Consider the following 17,663-nt stretch of genomic DNA (forward strand, 5'->3'; position numbering starts at 1 on the left):
GCAAGGTCTCAGGCCGTCCACTCCGGTGGGCGGCCTGAGGCGTTTCCGGGCTGGGTGCCCGGGTGGCACCGGCGCCCCCGGGGGCGTCAGCCGGTGTCGAGGACGGCCGAGGCCACCGCGTCCGGGCGGTCGAACATCACCAGGTGTCCGGCGGGGGCGGTGGGGCGGTAGTCGGCCCCGAGCAGCGCGGCCAGCTCCCGCTGCCCGGCCAGCCAGGCCTCCGTCCGGCGGGTCCGGCACCCGTCGTCGGCGGCCAGCACCGTGACCGGCAGCCCCTCGGGCAACGGCCGGGCGGCGCGCAGCACGTCCAGTTCGGCGGCCATGTCGAGGTAGCTCGTGTTCTCCCGGAGCAGGGCACGCAGCGACCGGCCCGTGCGGTAGCAGCGCCGGACCAGCGGCGGCGGGGCGAGGTCCTCGCGGCGGACGGTGCAGAGCCGGGCCACCGCCCGGCGGGCGGCCGGACCGAACAGGTACGGCACGGCCACGGCGGTGGCGGCCCCGGCGAGCGCCCTGGCCGCCAGGTCGCGGGCGGCGGGGGCCGGGTACGGCCGGGCCGCCGGCTCGACGCTGCCGTCGACCAGGACCAGCCCGGCGGCCCGGTCCGGGTGCACCCGGGCGAACGCCTCGACGTGGAAGGCGGCCAGCGAGTGGCCCACGGCGGTGCAGGGGCCGGCCAGCCCGAGCCCGTCCAGCACCGCGCGGATCCGCCCGGCCTCGCCGGCCAGCGTCGGCACGGGCCGCCCCGCGGCGGGCTCCGGAGCGCTCAGCCCGTAACCGGGACGGTCGAAGCGGACGACGGTGCGGTACGGCGCGAGGAAGGGCACGACGAGGTCCCAGTCGAACCAGCTGCTGCCGAGGCCGCCGGTGAGCAGGCAGACCGGGCCGCCGCCCTCGACGCGGACGTGCAGCGGGACGCCGTCCACGCGCAGGAAGCGCGCCCGGGTGCGGGGGTCGGCGGGTGCGGTCATGTCGGGCCCCGGCCCCCCGGCCGACCGGCCCGCCGGTCCGCGCCGGGCTCCGGGGTCGCCGCCACCCCGGGTGCCCGGTTCGCCGCCGCGCCGACCGTCACGTCGCCCGTCGCCCCGACCCTCGCGTCCTCCGCCGCACCGTCCGGGCGGGCCAGGCCGCGGGCCAGCACGGCCAGCCAGCACGCGACCAACAGCACCTGGAGCCGCTGCCCGGCCCCGAGCGCCCAGGTGCCGCGACCGGCCTCGAAGGCGGCGATCGCGGCGAGGCTCCAGCCGGTGGCGAGCAGCTCGGCGCCGAGCAGCCACGGCCCGGCCCTGCGCACCGCCGGCCACCACCCGTACCGGCGGGCGGCGAGGGTGAGCACGGCCATTCCGGTGAGCGCGCCGAGCATGGCCAGGCTGCTGGTGACGGCGTGCGCGGTGTGGGTCGCCGGGACGAGCCCGGCGGTCTCCCGGGCGGCGCACATCTCGTCGCTGGTGGGGGCGCAGCTGAGCGGCAACCGGGAGTCGGCGGCCGTCGCCGCACCGAACAGGGCCAGGGCGGACCAGCCGACCAGGGCCTGTCGGCGCCCCGGGCGGGGAGCGCGGGGCCGGGCCCGGCCTCCGGCGAGCGCGGTGACGGCGGCGGCGAGCACGCTGAGCCCGGCGACCAGGTCGGTGGCCCGGAACAGGCCGCCCAGCGGCTGGTCCTCGGCCGCGAGTTCGCTGATGTAGGCCTGCACCGGGTCGAGTCCGGTGCTCAGCACGACCTCCAGCACCCAGGCCGTGTACGCCACGGCACTGAGCAGCAGCAGCGCGGCGGTCGCCGTCCGCGCGTTCGGGTGTCCGGGCTGGGAGCTGGGCACGGTTCCACCCTAACCGGCGGCGAACTGCACCCCAACCGGGCGGAAACGGACACCTCGGCGGCGGCACCGGCGGGGCGCCCTGGCGGCCCCCGGAGGCCGGTTCGAAGCACCCCCCGGAACCGTGTATTGTTTTCCAGGTCAGCAGGCGCCGCTAGCTCAGTTGGTTAGAGCAGCTGACTCTTAATCAGCGGGTCCGGGGTTCGAGTCCCTGGCGGCGCACAGACAGTTGGGGAGCCTCTCGCAACAGCGAGGGGCTCCTCAATTTTTTGGCCCTCGACGTCCGTTTTGCGTGTGATGTCGGTCTCGATTGCCGTTCCGGCGGAGCCATCCGGCCCGCCCGGCTCGTCCTGGGCAGTAAACCGGAATCGGGGCAAAGGTCCCCAACCGCCGATGTCCCCGTCTGTGCAGGCCGGTCCGTCCGCCCGCAGGAAAGGCCGCGCCTTGTCCGAGAACGCCCAGAGCGGCCGTCGCGCGCTGCTGGCCGGCCTCCGGCCGGTCGAGCGCCTCAAGCGCACCGCCCCCGCGCCGGGGGGCAAGAAGCCCCGCCGTCCGAAGCGGACCGGCTGGCGCCGGCTGCTCCCCACCTGGCGGATGAGCCTGCTCGGCCTCGCCGTGGCGCTGCTGCTCGGCGTCGGCCTGTTCGCCCTGGGCGTCGCGCTGGTGAAGGTCCCCGACGCGCACGCCGCCGCCACCGCGCAGAGCAACACCTGGCTCTACGCGGACGGCTCGGTGATCACCCGCACCGGGCAGACCAACCGGCAGAACGTCGGGCTGGACAAGGTGTCCCCCGCCGCGCAGCACGCCGCGCTGGCCGCCGAGGACCGCAACTTCTACCACGAGGGCGCCGTCAACGTGCAGGGCCTGCTCCGGGCCGCGGTCAACACCGCCAAGGGAGAGGGCACCCAGGGCGGCTCCACGATCACCCAGCAGTACGTGAAGAACACGTACCTGAACCAGAAGCAGTCCGTCACCCGCAAGGTGAAGGAGCTGTTCATAGCCATCAAGGTGGACGCCACCGAGAGCAAGGACGAGGTCCTCTCCGGCTACCTGAACACCTCCTACTACGGCCGCGGCGCCTACGGCATCCAGGCCGCCGCCCAGGCGTACTTCGGCGTCGACGCCTCCGCGCTCACCCCCGCCCAGGGCGCCTACCTGGCCACCCTGCTGAACGCGCCGAGTGCCTACGACGTGGCCACCGCGACCCCGGCCGGCAAGCAGAACGCCGTCAACCGCTGGAACTACGTGCTGGACGGCATGGTCAAGGAGGGCTGGCTCTCCGCCGCCGACCGCGCCGCCACCACCTTCCCCGACGTCAGGGACCCGCAGCCCAACCCGGGCCTGTCCGGCCAGTCCGGCTACCTGGTCAACGAAGCCACCCAGTACCTCACCGCCAACCAGATCATCAGCGAGAGCGAGCTGGCCAAGGGCGGCTACACGATCAAGCTGAGCATCGACCCGGGCCGCCAGCAGGCCCTGCAGGACTCCGTCCAGACGCAGCTGCACGACACCCTGAACCCGGACAAGCGGAAGAAGGACGCGGCCGCCCAGGCCGGCGCCGTCTCGGTGGACCCGAAGACCGGGGCGGTCGTCGCCCTCTACGGCGGCGTGGACTACGTCAAGCACTACGTCGACAACGCGACCCGGCGGGACTACCAGGCCGGCTCCACCTTCAAGGCGATCGCCCTGGCCGCCGCGTTCGAGAACGACGCCAAGACCCAGGACGGCCGGACGGTCACCCCGCGCACCGTCTACGACGGCACCAGCGGCCGCAAGGTCCGCGGCGGCAAGGGCACCCCGTACGCGCCGCCGAACGAGGGCGACAGGAGCTACGGCCAGATCTCCCTGCAGCAGGCCACCGACTGGTCGGTCAACTCGGCCTTCGCGCAGTTGGCCCAGGACACCGGATTGCAGAAGGTCAAGGACACCGGTGTCGCGCTGGGCCTGCCCGGCAACACCCCGGGGCTCGACCCGGTCCCGTCCATCCCGCTGGGTGCGGCCACCCCCAGCGTCCTCGACATGGCCGGCGTGTACGCCACGCTGGACAACGGCGGCAAGCAGATCACCCCGTGGCTGGTCCAGTCGGTCGACCGCGAGGGCGAGGCCGTCCCGCTGCCCGCCCACAAGACCACCCAGGCGATCAGCTCGGAAACCGCGAACGAGGTCACCTCGATGCTCCAGGGCGTGGTGAGCGACCCGGGCGGCACCGGCTGGCGGGCCAAGGCGCTCGGGCGCCCGGTGGCCGGCAAGACCGGCACCACCGACGACCAGAAGTCGGTGTGGTTCGTCGGCTACACCCCCGAGCTGGTCACCTCGGTCGCCCTGTTCGGCCAGGAGCCGGGCACCGGCGCGCAGGTCAGCCTGAGCGGCGTCGGCGGGATCGACGGCGCGGCGGGCGGCCAGTACCCGGCGCAGATCTGGACCGGCTACATGAAGGCCGCGCTCAAGGGGCTGCCGGTCTCCGACTTCCCGGACCCGGCCGACGGTGGCGACTCCGCCGACCCCGGCGACCTGCCGACCGCGCCGTTCTCGCCCAGCGCCACGCCGTCGACCGGCACCGGCTCGGGCGCCACCACCGCGCCGGGCGCCCAGCCCGGCGACGGGTCCCGGACCGGCTCCGGGAACGGCAACGGCAACGGCTCCGGTGCGTCGACGCCGGCGGGCGGGCCGAACCCGGGCGGCGGTGCCACCACCGCGCCCACCGACCCCGCCACCGGGCAGCCGACCTCGCCGCCGACCACCCAGCCGACGACGAAGCCCACGACCAAGCCCACCACGAGGCCGACGCCGACCACCGGCCCGCCCACGGCCCCGACCACCCAGCCGACCACCCAGCCCACCGGCGGGACGGACCCGCTGGCCGGGGCGGGGACGTCCTCCGGTCAGTAGCGGGGGCCCCGGGTTCGGGCCCCGAACCCGGGGCGCGGGCGCGGGGCGCCGGCCACCAGGGGGTTCGCGCGGCCTCGGGCGGCCTGCGGGGCGGGTGCGCGGGCGGGTGCGGGACGGCGCAGGTGATTGCGCCGCTGCGCACAGTTCCGTGCAGGACCAAATGCCGGAATGGCGCCTTACCGAAGCTCCGGTATGACTGTCACAATGCGTCGGTGCACGGATCAACAGCCCCATCCACCCGCCCCACCGGCAGGACCCTCGGCCTCAGCCTCGCCCTGGTCTCCGCCTTCGCCTTCGGAGGCTCCGGCACCGCCGCGAAGCCGCTGATCGAGGCCGGCCTCTCACCGCTGCACGTGGTGTGGCTCCGGGTCACCGGCGCGGCCGTGGCCCTGCTCCCGATCGCCTACCGGCACCGGGACGCCGTCCTGCGCCGCCCCGGCCTACTGCTCGGCTTCGGCCTGCTCGCCGTCGCCGGCGTCCAGGCCTGCTACTTCGCGGCGATCTCCCGCATCCCGGTCGGCGTCGCCCTGCTCATCGAGTACCTCGGCCCGCCGCTGCTCATCGGCTACGTCAGGTTCGTCCAGCGCAAGCCGATCAGCCGGGGCGCGGCGATCGGCGCCGGGGTCGCGGTGAGCGGACTGGCCTGCGTGGTGGAGGTCTGGAACGGCCTCGGCTTCGACGCGCTCGGCGTGCTCTTCGCCCTGGGCGCCGCCTGCTGCCAGGTCGGCTACTTCCTGCTCGCCGACGCCGGCCGCCGGGGCGAGCGGCCCGTCGACCCGATGGCGGTCAGCGCCTACGGCCTGCTGATCGGCGCCGTCCTGCTCACCGCCTTCACCCGGCCGTGGCAGGCCGACTGGAGCCCGCTCGGCGGATCCGTGCTGATGAACGGGCACACGGTGCCCGCGCTGCTCCCGGCCGCCTGGATGATCCTGGTCGCGACCGTGCTCGCCTACCTGACCGGCGTGATCTCCGTGGGCTACCTCTCGCCGCCCATCGCCGGGGTGGTGGCCAACCTCGAGGCGGTCGTCGCCACCGTGCTGGCCTGGGTCCTGCTCGGCGAGCACCTCGGCCTGCCGCAGATCGCCGGTGGTCTGCTGGTGCTGGCGGGCGCCTTCGCGGCGCAGGCCAGCAAGCCGCCGGCCGACCCGGAAACGGTGGCCGCAGCCGTCGCCGGCGCCGCCGCCCCGGGTGTCCCGGACGGGCTCGACGAGCTGCACCGGCCGGACGGGCCGGGCGGGCCCGGCGGTCCTGGCGCGCCGAGCGGCGCGCGGGTCGCCGGGGACTCCCCGGTCGACCGGGGTCCTCGGGCCGACCGGGAGCGGGTGGCCGCCGAGCGGGGGGTCAGCGACCGACCCAGCCGAACCAGTCGAGGTGGTTGAGCGGCCACACGACGGCCGCCACCGGCCCGACCACGTTGGCCACCGGCACGGCCCCGCCGCCCGGGCCGCGCTGGTGGTAGCGGGAGTCCGCCGAGTCGCTCCGGTGGTCGCCCTCGACCCAGACGGAGCCCGAGGGCACCGTCACCGGGCCGAAGTTCAGGCCGGCGCAGGAGTCGTCGCCCGGGTGCAGGTACGGCTCGTCGACCTTCTTCCCGTCGACGGTCAGTGTGCTGCCCGCGCACTGCACGGTCTGGCCGCCGGTCGCGACGACCCGCTTGACCAGGTAGTTGTCGTCCTTCGGCGGCACCAGCCCGACGAAGCTCAGCACCGAGGTCACCGCGTTGGTGAGGGGGTTCGAGTCGGTGGGCTGCGGCGGGAGCCAGCCGCCCGGGTCCTTGAACACCACCGGCTGCCCGGGTTCCGGCTTCCAGCCCGTCAGCGGAGCGAACTTGTTCACGCCGACCCGGTCGCCGATCCGCAGCGTGTTCTCCATCGAGCCGGACGGGATGGTGAACACCTGGAACAGACAGGTCTTGATCAGCAGGGCGACCACCAGGCCGACCGCCGCCATCGCGGGCACCTCGATCCACCAGGGCCGCGGTCGGCGCCCCGCCCGGCGGGCCTTGCGGACGCGCGAGCCCCGGGCCCGGCGGCGGGCCTCGGCGCGGCCGCCGGGGGCGTCGGACGCCCCGGGACCGTGGCCGGCAGCAGGGGCCGGGCCGGACCCGGCATCGCTCGGCGTTTCGGGCAGGTTCACCGCCATCGTCGCTGCTCCACCTCTCCGGCTGGGGAAACCTGCACGCTACGCCAACCGTGGAGCCTCACGAAATCGGGCGTTTAGCCGTCCCCGACATCTCCCCGGGCTCCCCCGGACCGGACGGCCCCGGGGAGCCGCCCCGCCGGGGGGCGCTCAGGCGAGGGGCGCTCAGGCGCGGGCGATGGCCTCGTGGTGGCGGATGACCTCGGCGATGATGAAGTTCAGGAACTTCTCGGCGAAGACCGGGTCCAGCTTCGCCCCGGCGGCCAGCTCCCGCAGCCGCTTGATCTGGTCCCGCTCGCGCGCCGGGTCGGCCGGGGGCAGCTTGTGCTCGGCCTTGAGCCGGCCGACCCGCTGGGTCGCCTTGAACCGCTCGGCCAGCATGTGGACCACCGCGGCGTCGATGTTGTCGATGCTCTCGCGCAGGCTGGTCAGCTCCGCCCGCACGGCGTCGTCGACCCCCTGGGGCAGGCCGGCGTCGGGGGTCGTGGGGTGGTCCGTCATCGGGGCGGCTCCCGGTGTCTGGGTTGGGCACCCGGCGCGCGGGGCGGCCGGGCTCGGGCCCGGGCAAATCTAACAGGGCCCCCGTGCCGGAACCGCACGCCGAAGGGGTTCCGTCCACGATCCGGACGTCCCCCGGACCCCCGGCGGCCCCGATGGTCACCCGGCAGTCCCCCCGCGTTCCCCCGCCGGCCCCGGGCGGACCCGGGCGGACCCGCGCCGTCCCACGACCCGCGCCACCCGCCGCCCCGACCCTCCCGGGCCCCGGGGGCGCGGCCCGTAGGCTGGTGCGTGCATGACCGGAAGTGACGACACAGCAGTCCCTCAGTGATGGAGGTACCGATCGTGGCAACCACCCGCACCGCCCGCACCGCCTGGGAAGGCAACCTGGTCGACGGCAAGGGGCAGGTGACCTTCGCCTCCTCCGGGATCGGCGAGTACCCGGTCTCCTGGCCGGCCCGGGCCGAACAGCCCAACGGCAAGACCAGCCCGGAGGAACTGATCGCCGCCGCGCACTCGGCCTGTTTCTCGATGGCCCTCTCGCACGGCCTCGCCGGCGCCGGCACCCCGCCGACCACCCTGGACACCCAGGCCGACGTCACCTTCCAGCCCGGCACCGGGATCACCGGCATCCACCTGACCGTCACCGGACAGGTGCCCGGCCTGGACGAGGCCGGCTTCGTCAAGGCCGCCGAGGACGCCAAGGCCAACTGCCCCGTCAGCAAGGCGCTCACCGGCACCACCATCACCCTGACCGCCACGCTGGCCTGACGCCCCGCCGGATCCGGCGCGGCGTCAGCTCGTTCCCGCTCCCGGCGCGCAACCAGCGCCCGGGGGCGCGGATTCGGCTCACACGCCCCCGGCACACCTCATGTGATGTACACCCGGGGCGTCCACCCGTACCGCCACTCATGGCCACGAAGCGGGCGAATCACCCTGGCGGCGGTCACCGCCCGTTGTCACCGCGGCCTATGATCGGCCGCAGCGCCCTGTCCTTCACGCGGGTCTCCGCGCGACAGCGCCCCACGCCGGGCGCCCCGCACCGGACCGACTCCGAGGACCGCGACAGAGTGCGGAGCCGGCCGCCGGAGTCCCGAGTGGCCGGCCGGACCAGCATCAGGCGTCAGCAGCGGACGGGAGCATGCCGTGCCGGGCCAGAACGAGGGGGCCGACGCACACCACCCGGGCGTGCGGCACGAGGACTCACCGCACCACCGTCACCTCACGGCACCGGCCCGGCGGCCCGCCGTCGGCTCCGCCGGCACGGCGGTCGGCGCGGCGGTCGGCACCGTCGACCCGGTCGGGTCGGTCGCTTCCGTCGGTCCGATCGACCCGTCGGGAACGGCGGGCATCTCCCCGGCCGACCCCGGCGCGCTCCTCTGCCCCACCTGCTCGAAGCCGCTGAACGACGGCGCGCACCGGGGCCCCGCCGGCGGCGCCGACCCGGAGGACGGCGGGACGGACCGTCCGCTCGCCTCCCTGCGGGCCAGCGAGTCCCGGTTCCGGGCCGCCTTCTGCGACGCGGTCATCGGCATGGCCCTGATCGACCCCGAGGACCGGATCATCGAGGTCAACCCCGCCTTCGCGGCCCTCATCGGACGCGGCGTCGGCGAGCTGGTCCGCACCCACCTGCACGAGATCATCGACCCCGAGGGCATGCCGCACCGGCTCTTCCCCGAACTCGTCCACGGCGGCCGCGAGCGGTTCCGCGTGGAGAAGCAGCTCAAGCACCGCGAGGGCCGCACGGTGTGGAGCAAGGTCACCGTCTCGCTGATCCGGGACGGCGCAGGGCGACCGCTCTACACCCTGGCGCTGGTGGAGGACATCACCGAGCAGCGCCGGCTCGGCGACCGCCTCGAGTACCAGGCCCTGCACGACCCGCTGACCCGGCTCCCCAACCGGACCCTCTTCTTCGAGCGGCTCGACGCCGCCTGCCTCACGGCCACCGCCACCGTCGCCCCCTCCGACGCCCTCGCCCTCGACGCCGCCGTACAGGCCGCCGACGTCCTCCAGGCCGCCGAGCCGGCCCTCCCGCCGGCGGACGGGCGCCGGGTGGGCGTCTGCTACCTGGACCTCGACGGCTTCGCGGCGATCAACGAGACGCTCGGCCACCACATCGGGGACCAGCTGCTGATCGCCGTCGCCACCCGGCTGCGCCGCGGGTTCTCCGGTCGCGACGCCCACCTGGTCGCCCGGATGGGCGGCGACGAGTTCGCCGTCCTGGTCACCGACAGCCGGGGCAGCGAGCAGCTGACCGAGCTGGCCGCCCGGATCCTCCGGGAGCTGGAACGCCCCTTCGACGTCGCCGGGCACCGCCTGGTGGTCACCGCCAGCGTGGGCGTCGTCGAACGGTCCGTGCACGAGACCACCCCGACCGACCTGGTCAAGGACGCCGACGCCACCCTCTACTGGTCCAAGGCCGACGGACGCGCCCGCTGGACCCTCTACGACCCGGACCGCGGCGCCCACCAGCTGACCCGCCAGCTGCTCGCCACCGCACTGCGGCCCGCCCTGGAGCGCGGCGAGTTCACCATCGAGTACCAGCCGCTGGTCGGCCTGGCCGACGGCGCCGTGCACGGCGCCGAGGCCCTCGTCCGCTGGCACCACCCGCGGTACGGGAAGCTCTCGCCGGACCGTTTCATCCCGCTCGCCGAGGAGTCCGGCGCGATCGTGCCGCTCGGCACCTGGGTCCTGGAGGAGTCCTGCCGCCAGGCCAAACGGTGGCTCACCGAGTTCCCCGAGACCGAGACCTTCGTGAGCGTCAACCTGGCGGCCCGCCAGATCTGGGACTCCGACGTGGTCGCGGACGTCGCCCGCGCGCTCGAACGCACCGGACTGCCGGCCCGGCTGCTCCAGCTGGAGATCACCGAGAGCGCCCTGCTCGGCCCCGGCGGCCGACCGCTGCAGGCCCTGCAGGCCCTGGCCGACATGGGCGTGCGGATCGCGATCGACGACTTCGGCACCGGCTACTCCAACCTGGCCTACCTCTCCCGGCTGCCGGTGCACGTGCTGAAGCTCGACGGCACCTTCATCGAGGGCTTCCGCGACCCGGCCCCGGCCGGCGGCGGCCGCCCGGAGCGCCCGGAGCTCGGCTCCCGCCGCAGCGACGCCGACGAGCAGATCGTCGGCGCGATGGTGCAGCTGGCCCACACGCTCGGCCTGACCGTCACCGCCGAGGGCATCGAGAGCGCCGCCCAGGCCGAGCGGCTGCGGCTGACCGGCTGTGACACGGCTCAGGGCTGGTACTTCGCCCGCCCCGGGGAGGCCGAGCTGGTCGCGGCCATACTGCGCGAGGGCCGCACCGGCCGGGGCGCCGGCCGCTGACCCGGGGCGGGCTCGGGCGGTGGGCCGGGGCCGTCAGGCCCCGGCGGTCAGGCCCCGGCGGTCAGGCCCCGGCGGTCAGGCTCCGGCGGTCAGGCCGTAGGCCTCGGCGATCAGACCGTAGGAGCGCAGCCGGGCCTCGTGGCCGTGGATGTGCGAGGTCACCATCAGCTCGTCCACCCCGGTCCGCTTGCGCAGGGCCTCCAGGCCGTCCGCGACCTCGCCCGGCGCGCCCAGCACCACGTTCTCCAGCCAGCCGTCGATGAACTCCGCCTCGGCCGGGCTGTACGGGTGGGCCTCGGCCTCCTCCGGGGTGGGGATCGGGCCGGGGTTGCCCCGCCGCAGCCGGAGCATCCCGAGGGCCGCGGAGCGCGCGAGGCGGCGGGCCGAGGCCCGGTCGTCGGCGGCGACCGCGCTCACCCCGATCAGCGCGTACGGCTCGGCGAGCACCTCCGAGGGCCGGAAGGACTCCCGGTAGAGGTCGAGGGCCGGAACGGTGTTGACGCTGCTGAAGTGGTGCGCGAAGGCGAACGGGAGACCGAGCCGACCGGCCAGCCGGGCGCTGAAGCCGGAGGACCCGAGCAGCCAGACCGGCGGGCGGCCGTCCCCGCGGGGGACGGCGGTCAGCCGCGCGTACGGGTGCCCGTCGGGGAAGTCCGCGTCGAGGAAGTGGGTCAGCTCGGCGAGCTGCTGCGGGAAGTCGTCCGCCCCCTCGGAGAGGCCCCGGCGCAGTGCCCGGGCGGTGGCCGGGTCCGTCCCGGGGGCGCGGCCGAGCCCGAGGTCGATCCGGCCCGGGTGCAGCGCCTCCAGCAGGCCGAACTGCTCGGCGACGGCGAGCGGGGCGTGGTTGGGGAGCATGACGCCGCCCGAGCCGAGTCGCAGCGTCGTGGTGTGGGCCCCGAGGTGGGCGAGCAGGACGGCCGGGGTGGAGCTGGCGACGCCGGGCATGCCGTGGTGCTCGGCGACCCAGAAGCGGTGGTACCCCCACTGCTCGGCGCTGCGGGCCAGCGCGGTGGTCGCGGCCAGGGCCTCGGCGGGCGTGTAGCCGACGCCCACGGTCGCGAGGTCGAGGATGGAGAGCGGGGCGGGTGCGGTACCGCGGGCGGTGCCGCGGACCGCCGCGCCGGGCCCCGGTCCGGCCCCGTGCTCCTGCTGGTCCTCGGTGGTCATGCCGTCCGCCCTCCTGGCCTTCCCTGAGCCGGCCCGTCGTGGTCGACCGCCGGTGTCGAACGCCCGGCGATCGCTGTTGCCGACCGGGGTCAACCACGCCGCCGGGCCGGCTGTTCCCGCGCTCCGGCGGGATCCGCCCCGGCGCTGCCGGAGGGGCCGCCCCGGGCCCGCCCCTCCGTTCACCTGACGGAGGGACAGCACCGCTGCCCGGATGGCGACTTCACGCCAGAGCCGGAAGTCGCCAGGCCCAGGGCTCGCGATCGGCGGCGGCCTCCGGCAGGCTGGTGATCAGGAGCGGACGACCCGACGGGATCCGTCCTCCGCGAACAAGATCGGCGGGCTGGACCAGTGCCGACCGATCCCAGCGAGCCCCCGGAGCGGCACACCGCTCCGGGGGCTCGCGCCAATTCCCGGCAAACCGCCCACCTCCTGTGATCCGCGGCATACCGGGGTGCTTCATGGCATGAAAAGTCGAGGCGCTAGCGTTGACCCCAGCAGCCACCTGCTCCCCCGGGCGGCGTGGAGGGAGTACGGGCCTTGAACTTCGTGGCGGCGATCGGATCCTCGTGGATCTGCGCCCTGGCGCTCTTCGCCGTACTCGGAGACGCCCTCCTCCCCTTCATCCCCAGCGGCACGCTGGTCATCCTGGCCGTCCTCAAGACGGCGCGGATCGACGGCGCCCCGATACTGCTCGGCCTGGGCGTGGCCGTCGCCTCGTTCCTGGGCGACCTGCTGCTGCTCCACCTCGCCCGGCGCGGTGCGCCCGTCCTGCAACGGCGGCTCGCCCGGCGGCCGAAGCTGGCCGCCAGCGTGGCGAGGGTCCAGCAGGCCCTGGTCGAACGCCCCCACGGGGCGGCCGCGGCGATGGTGGTGATCGCCCGGTTCGTCCCGGCCGGCCGGACCGTCCTGGACGTGGCCATCGGCCACTCACCCGCCCATCCGCACCGCTTCCTGCACTGGTCGGCGCTGGCCGCACTGGTCTGGGCCGCCTACATCGTGACGCTGGGCTGGCTGAACAGCCACTGGTTCGACACCGCCTGGCTGAGCCTGGCGGTGTCCTGCACCGCCGCCACCTTCGTCAGCACCGCGATCGCCCGAATAGTCCGCCGCAACCGGCGGCTGGCCGCGCTCTGACCGCTCGCCGAAGCCTCCCGGCGAGCACCCCCCTCCGACCCCCGACCCGGCCGGACCGACCCCTCGGCGAGTGCCGTCCGCCCGGACGGGCGACCGGCCGGACCGAGCGCTGACGAACTCTGATCACACGGTCGAACCGGGGGTACCGTACTGCCCCGACGGCGCGAGGTGCGAAGCGTCACAGGACGGCAACAGATGAGAATTTCCTGCAGCCCGGCTCGGTGCGGTCGGCGTGTTGTCCTACGTCGGACATCGGCGGCCTTGGTCGCCGCTGCGACCACATGACATGCTTACAGCGGAAAATACATCAATTGCCCGATTTGGCCGGTTGCGGACCCGACCCGCCCTCACCACCGGCATCGGCACCCAGGGGAGACCATGACCAGCATCTCGCGCAGGACGGTGCTCAGTGCGACCGCTGCGACCGCGGCCCTCGGCGCGGTCGCGGCCTGCTCCAGCGGCGGATCCGGTTCGAGCCACGGCTCCACGTCCTCCCCCGGTGCCGGCGGCAGCCCGGGCACCACCTCGGCCGACACCGCCGACCCGACCAGGACCACCGTCCCCAAGGGCACCCCGATCGGTGACGGCTCCACCGCCGACACCGGTCCGCAGCCGAACCAGCCCAAGCCCGAGAAGCTCAAGCCCGGCGAGCGGCCCCCGCAGTTCGTGGTCTTCTCCTGGGACGGCGCGGGCGGCACCGACGACGGCCAGTTCCCCCGCTTCCTCAAGCTGGCGGAGCAGTACAAGGCCACCATGACCTTCTTCCTCTCCGGTATATACGCCCTGCCCAAGGGCAAGGCCGACCTGTACCACCCGCCGAAGCACTCGGTGGGGGCCTCCGACATCCCGTACCTGTCGGACGGCGCGGTCAAGGCCACGCTCAAGCTCGTCAGCCAGGCGTGGCTGGCCGGGCACGAGATCGGCACCCACTTCAACGGGCACTTCTGCTCCAGCCGCCCCGACAAGAACGGGGTCAACATGTGGACCCCCGACGACTGGCAGAGCGAGATCGACCAGGCGATCGGCTTCGTCACCCAGTGGCGGACCAACACCGGCTTCACCGACGTCGACCCGCTCCCCTTCGACTACAAGAAGGAGCTCATCGGCGGCCGCACCCCCTGCCTGGAGGGCCAGAAGGCACTGCTGCCCACGGCCGCGAAGCTGGGCTGGAAGTACGACGCCAGCTCCTCCGGCGGCCTCCAGATATGGCCGCAGAAGGTGCAGGACGGCAAGGTCTGGGACTTCCCGCTGCAGTCCATCCCGTTCCCGGGGCACACCTTCCAGGTGCTCTCGATGGACTACAACATCCTGGCCAACCAGTCCGCCGGCAGCACCAAGGGCGACCCGGCCAAGTACAACGACTGGCGCACCCAGGCCAAGGACGCCTACCTCGCCGGCTTCGACCGCGCCTACAACAGCAACCGCGCACCCTTCTTCATCGGGAACCACTTCGAGCAGTGGAACGGCGGCATCTACATGGACGCCGTCGAGGAGACCCTCAAGACGATCGCGGGCAAGCCGGACGTCCGGCTGGTCTCCTTCCGGCAGCTCGTCGAATGGCTCGAGGTCCAGGACCAGTCCACCCTGCGCAAGCTGCGCACCCTCAACGTCGGCCAGGCGCCGGCCGGGGGCTGGGAGACGTTCCTCGGCGCGGCGGGCTGAGGCTCGGCCGGACGGCCGACCCGGGCGCCGGCGGCCCCGTCCGCGGGCACCCGTTCCGCCGACCGGGCCGGTGCCGACCGGTCGGTCACCCGACGCCGGCGTCCGCGAGCAGGCCGCGGACGATGCGCTCGGCCCCCCGCTCGCCCCAGAGGATCGAGTAGTGGTTGGTGTCCGGCACCGGCGAGGCGGGCACCCGGGCCGGATCGAGCCCGGCGAGCCCGATCCGCCGGTGGTCGTAGAGCCCCTGCGGCTCGTCGAGCAGACCGCGCTCGGCCCAGATGAGTTCGGCCGGGCAGGACAGCCGGTGCACGGCGGCCGCCGCCTCCCGGTCCAGCAGCACCTGGGCGCCGTCGGCCTGCACGGCCTCCAGCACGCAGGATGAGCGGAGGTCGGGCTCCACCCCGACCAGGTCGCGCCCGGTGTAGGCGTCGAGCTCCGCCGACCAGACCGGCCCGAAGGCCGGGTGGCGCTGCCAGAACTCCCGGTAGGCGGCCCGGTCCGGGAAGGTCATCGACAGCCGGGCCAGGGCCGGGCCGAGCACCGCGGCCAGGGCGTCCTCCTCGCGGACGCCCTCCGGCAGCGGGAAGGTCAGCGCACCGTCCACCAGCAGCACCCGGCGGACGAGGTCCGGATGCCGCACCGCGGCCAGCGCGGTGACCCAGGCCCCCATCGAGTGGCCGACCACGGTGACGGGCCCCGCGCCGAGCGCCGAGATCACCGCGGCCACGTCGTCGGCGTGCCGGGCCAGCCCGTACGGCCCGGCGACCGCCCGGCTTCCACCGCGCCCCCGCAGGTCGGGCGCGAGCAGGGTGACCCGCCCGGCGAGCCGGCGGGCGACCTCGTACCAGGCGAGGCCGTTGGCGGTGATGCCGTGCACCGCCACGACGGTCGGGGCGTCCGGGCGGTCGGCCGGCCAGCGCAGCACCGCCAGCTCACCGCCGGGTACGGGGACGGCCTCCTCCTCCGGGTGCAGGGGGGACTGGCTCATGCGGGGGTACCTCCGAAGGGACGGGCGGGCCGGACACCGGTCGGCGTCCGGACCGGGCGGGCACCGGAGGCGGTCCCGGTGGGTGCTGTCGAGCTGCGCATGGTGGCCGACTCCTGGGGGTGCGGCGGCTGGATGCCGGAACCGTAGGTGTGCGGTGGGACGGGCGACATGTGACCGGGCGACGCATCGGCCCACCGCGATGTGGCTGCGGCCGCCATACCGCCCGGTCCGCGCGGCTCCCCGGGTGCCGGGGTGTGGCCGCGCGCCACGCCCCGGCACCCGGGCATGGCGGCGGCGGCCATGGCTGCGGCGGCCCGCGCCCGGTGACGGTGGAGGCGGCACGGCGGCCGTCCGACAACGGCCGGCCACCCGGCCCGTCGCGGCTGTGCGTCCCTCCCCTCCGGGTGCCGCTCCGTCTCCCCTACCCCCTCCGACGCCGCACCACCACCTCCCGGAGCGACCCCTTCCTCCCTCTCCCACTCCTCACGAGGTGACCCCTTGGACAAGGTCCTGGACTCCCCCGCCGACGCCGTCGGGGACATCCCCGACGGCGCGGTGCTGGCCGTCGGCGGCTTCGGCCTCTGCGGCATCCCGAGCACGCTGATCGGCGCCCTGGTGGACACCGGCACCACCGGCCTGCGCGTGGTCTCCAACAACTGCGGAGTGGACGACTGGGGGCTGGGCCTGCTGCTGCGGGCGGGCCGGATCGCCCGGATGACGTCCTCCTACGTCGGCGAGAACAAGGAGTTCGCCCGGCAGTACCTGGCCGGTGAGCTGGAGGTGGAGCTGACCCCGCAGGGCACCCTGGCCGAACGGCTGAGGGCGGGCGGCGCCGGCGTCCCCGCCTTCTACACGCCCGCCGGTGTGGGCACCCAGGTCGAGGAGGGCGGGCTGCCCTGGCGCTACGCGGCGGACGGCTCGGTGGCCCTGGCCTCCCCGGCCAAGGAGGTCCGGGAGTTCGGCGGCCGCCGGTACCTGCTGGAAGAGGCGATCACGGCCGACTTCGCGCTGATCCGGGCCGAGGTGGCGGACCGGCACGGCAACTGCGTGTTCCACGCGGCCGCCCGCAACTTCAACCCGCTGTGCGCGGCGGCCGGCCGGATCACCGTGGTCGAGGCCGACCGGATCGTCGAACCGGGCGAGCTCGCCCCGGACGCCGTGCACCTGCCCGGGGTCCACGTGGACCGGGTGGTGGCCGCCGACCCCGGGGACCGCCGCATCGAGCGCCGGACCGTCCGCCCCGAACCGGCCGCGCCCTCCCCGGCGAACGCCGGACCGGCCGGCCCCGCCGGGCGGCCGCCCGTCCTCGACGCGCGCAACGCCCTGGCGGCCCGCGCCGCCCGGGAGCTGCGCGACGGACAGTACGTGAACCTGGGCATCGGCCTGCCCACCCTGATCCCCGGTCACCTCCCGCCGGGCGTCCAGGTGGTGCTGCACTCGGAGAACGGCGTCCTGGGCGTGGGGCCGTACCCGGTCGGGGGCGCCGAGCACGCCGACCTGGTCAACGCCGGGAAGGAGACGGTGACGGTCGCCCCCGGTGCCTCGTACTTCGACTCGGCCTTCTCCTTCGGCATGGTCCGGGCCGGCCGGATCGACGTCTCGGTGCTCGGCGCGATGCAGGTGTCGGCCGGCGGCGACCTCGCCAACTGGACGATCCCCGGCCGGATGGTCAAGGGCATGGGCGGCGCGATGGACCTCGTGCACGGCGCCCGCCGACTGATCGTCGTGATGGAGCACACCGCCCGGGACGGGTCTCCGAAGATCGTCGAGGAGCTCTCGCTCCCCGCCACCGGGCGGGCGGTGGTGGACCGCATCGTGACCGATCTGGCCGTGATCGACGTGACCCCGGACGGGCTGCGGCTGGTGGAGACCGCCCCGGGCGTGGAGTTCGCGGCGGTCAGGGCCGCGACGGCCGCGACCCTGCTGCCCCCGCTCTGAGGCTGCCGGGGCACCGGCACGGCGAGCCTGAGCGGAGAAGGGGAACGGAGAAGCGGAACGAGGAACAGGAGAGCCCGACGGAACGGCCGGACGCCTCGCGGTGCGCCGGCCGTT

13 protein-coding genes, 1 tRNA gene and 1 pseudogene are annotated in these 17,663 nt (G+C 74.9%); 9 read left to right on the forward strand and 6 right to left on the reverse strand.

Translation table 11 applies throughout. The features are described 5' to 3' along the window. Positions 1-86: 86 nt before the first annotated feature. Both ACFYUY_RS17510 and ACFYUY_RS17515 read right to left on the reverse strand, forming a co-directional pair. Entirely contained in the window at positions 87-968 is an 882-nt protein-coding gene (locus ACFYUY_RS17510; RefSeq protein ID WP_387901399.1) for an alpha/beta fold hydrolase, read from the reverse strand. Then, positions 965-1,813 carry a DUF998 domain-containing protein gene (locus tag ACFYUY_RS17515; RefSeq protein WP_387901402.1) on the reverse strand — a complete coding sequence of 283 codons (849 nt, stop codon included), beginning with the start codon at positions 1,811-1,813 and terminating at the stop codon, positions 965-967. The genes ACFYUY_RS17510 and ACFYUY_RS17515 overlap by 4 nt, the downstream gene beginning before the upstream one ends. 145 nt (positions 1,814-1,958) lie before the next feature. Here ACFYUY_RS17515 and ACFYUY_RS17520 point away from each other — a divergent pair. The 3 genes from ACFYUY_RS17520 to ACFYUY_RS17530 all read left to right on the forward strand — a co-directional run bounded on the left by ACFYUY_RS17520 (position 1,959) and on the right by ACFYUY_RS17530 (position 6,078). Further along, positions 1,959-2,032, forward strand: a tRNA-Lys gene (locus ACFYUY_RS17520). Positions 2,033-2,254: 222 nt separating this feature from the next. Further along, a complete protein-coding gene (locus ACFYUY_RS17525) occupies positions 2,255-4,699 on the forward strand; it encodes a transglycosylase domain-containing protein (protein WP_387901404.1) in 2,445 nt (814 codons plus the stop codon). A 275-nt stretch (positions 4,700-4,974) separates the two neighbouring features. Then, entirely contained in the window at positions 4,975-6,078 is a 1,104-nt protein-coding gene (locus ACFYUY_RS17530) for a DMT family transporter (protein ID WP_387901596.1), read from the forward strand. Here ACFYUY_RS17530 and lepB read toward each other — a convergent pair. Together lepB and ACFYUY_RS17540 are read right to left on the reverse strand one after the other, a co-directional pair. Beyond that, positions 6,041-6,841 carry a signal peptidase I gene (gene lepB, locus ACFYUY_RS17535; protein ID WP_387901406.1) on the reverse strand — a complete coding sequence of 267 codons (801 nt, stop codon included), beginning with the start codon at positions 6,839-6,841 and terminating at the stop codon, positions 6,041-6,043. The two genes, ACFYUY_RS17530 and lepB, sit on opposite strands and share 38 nt — an antisense overlap. A gap of 162 nt (positions 6,842-7,003) precedes the next feature. Next, positions 7,004-7,339 (reverse strand): chorismate mutase, encoded by a 336-nt coding sequence (locus ACFYUY_RS17540; RefSeq protein ID WP_360209370.1) that lies wholly within the window; start codon positions 7,337-7,339, stop codon positions 7,004-7,006. A 342-nt stretch (positions 7,340-7,681) separates the two neighbouring features. Between ACFYUY_RS17540 and ACFYUY_RS17545 the strand changes: the two genes are divergently transcribed. Both ACFYUY_RS17545 and ACFYUY_RS17550 read left to right on the forward strand, forming a co-directional pair. After that, positions 7,682-8,107, forward strand: a complete 426-nt coding sequence (locus ACFYUY_RS17545) for an OsmC family protein (protein WP_360209373.1) — start codon at positions 7,682-7,684, stop codon at positions 8,105-8,107. 375 nt (positions 8,108-8,482) lie between these two features. Continuing rightward, complete coding sequence (locus ACFYUY_RS17550) at positions 8,483-10,660, forward strand: putative bifunctional diguanylate cyclase/phosphodiesterase (protein WP_387901409.1); 2,178 nt, start codon at positions 8,483-8,485, stop codon at positions 10,658-10,660. 75 nt (positions 10,661-10,735) lie between these two features. Here ACFYUY_RS17550 and ACFYUY_RS17555 read toward each other — a convergent pair whose 3' ends face one another. Continuing rightward, on the reverse strand, positions 10,736-11,827 hold the full coding sequence (locus ACFYUY_RS17555; RefSeq protein ID WP_387901412.1) for an LLM class flavin-dependent oxidoreductase: 1,092 nt from the start codon (positions 11,825-11,827) through the stop codon (positions 10,736-10,738). Positions 11,828-12,373: 546 nt separating this feature from the next. Between ACFYUY_RS17555 and ACFYUY_RS17560 the strand changes: the two genes are divergently transcribed. Both ACFYUY_RS17560 and ACFYUY_RS17565 read left to right on the forward strand, forming a co-directional pair. Then, on the forward strand, positions 12,374-12,961 hold the full coding sequence (locus ACFYUY_RS17560; RefSeq protein ID WP_360209521.1) for a VTT domain-containing protein: 588 nt from the start codon (positions 12,374-12,376) through the stop codon (positions 12,959-12,961). Between the two features lie 378 nt (positions 12,962-13,339). Then, entirely contained in the window at positions 13,340-14,623 is a 1,284-nt protein-coding gene (locus ACFYUY_RS17565; RefSeq protein ID WP_360209382.1) for a hypothetical protein, read from the forward strand. Between the two features lie 85 nt (positions 14,624-14,708). Here the strand turns inward: ACFYUY_RS17565 and ACFYUY_RS17570 are convergent, their stop codons facing one another. Beyond that, positions 14,709-15,611, reverse strand: a complete 903-nt coding sequence (locus ACFYUY_RS17570; RefSeq protein WP_387901415.1) for an alpha/beta fold hydrolase — start codon at positions 15,609-15,611, stop codon at positions 14,709-14,711. Between the two features lie 498 nt (positions 15,612-16,109). Here ACFYUY_RS17570 and ACFYUY_RS17575 point away from each other — a divergent pair. Both ACFYUY_RS17575 and ACFYUY_RS17580 read left to right on the forward strand, forming a co-directional pair. Next, positions 16,110-16,865, forward strand: a pseudogene (locus tag ACFYUY_RS17575) (CoA transferase subunit A); the annotation flags it as partial. 69 nt (positions 16,866-16,934) lie between these two features. Continuing rightward, the gene (locus ACFYUY_RS17580; protein WP_360209523.1) at positions 16,935-17,549 is read left to right on the forward strand and encodes a 3-oxoacid CoA-transferase subunit B; all 615 of its coding nucleotides are present in this window, start codon (positions 16,935-16,937) and stop codon (positions 17,547-17,549) included. Positions 17,550-17,663 lie beyond the last annotated feature (114 nt).

It is taken from the genome of Kitasatospora sp. NPDC004745, from assembly GCF_042873275.1.
Taxonomy (GTDB): domain Bacteria; phylum Actinomycetota; class Actinomycetes; order Streptomycetales; family Streptomycetaceae; genus Kitasatospora.

Excerpts from the sequence above, each read along its gene's own strand:
- ACFYUY_RS17510 (WP_387901399.1), bottom strand. The coding sequence starts at position 968 with ATGACCGCACCCGCCGACCCCCGCACCCGGGCGCGCTTCCTGCGCGTG.
- lepB (WP_387901406.1), bottom strand. The coding sequence starts at position 6,841 with ATGGCGGTGAACCTGCCCGAAACGCCGAGCGATGCCGGGTCCGGCCCG.
- ACFYUY_RS17540 (WP_360209370.1), bottom strand. The coding sequence starts at position 7,339 with ATGACGGACCACCCCACGACCCCCGACGCCGGCCTGCCCCAGGGGGTC.
- ACFYUY_RS17555 (WP_387901412.1), bottom strand. The coding sequence starts at position 11,827 with ATGACCACCGAGGACCAGCAGGAGCACGGGGCCGGACCGGGGCCCGGC.
- ACFYUY_RS17565 (WP_360209382.1), top strand. The coding sequence starts at position 13,340 with ATGACCAGCATCTCGCGCAGGACGGTGCTCAGTGCGACCGCTGCGACC.
- ACFYUY_RS17570 (WP_387901415.1), bottom strand. The coding sequence starts at position 15,611 with ATGAGCCAGTCCCCCCTGCACCCGGAGGAGGAGGCCGTCCCCGTACCC.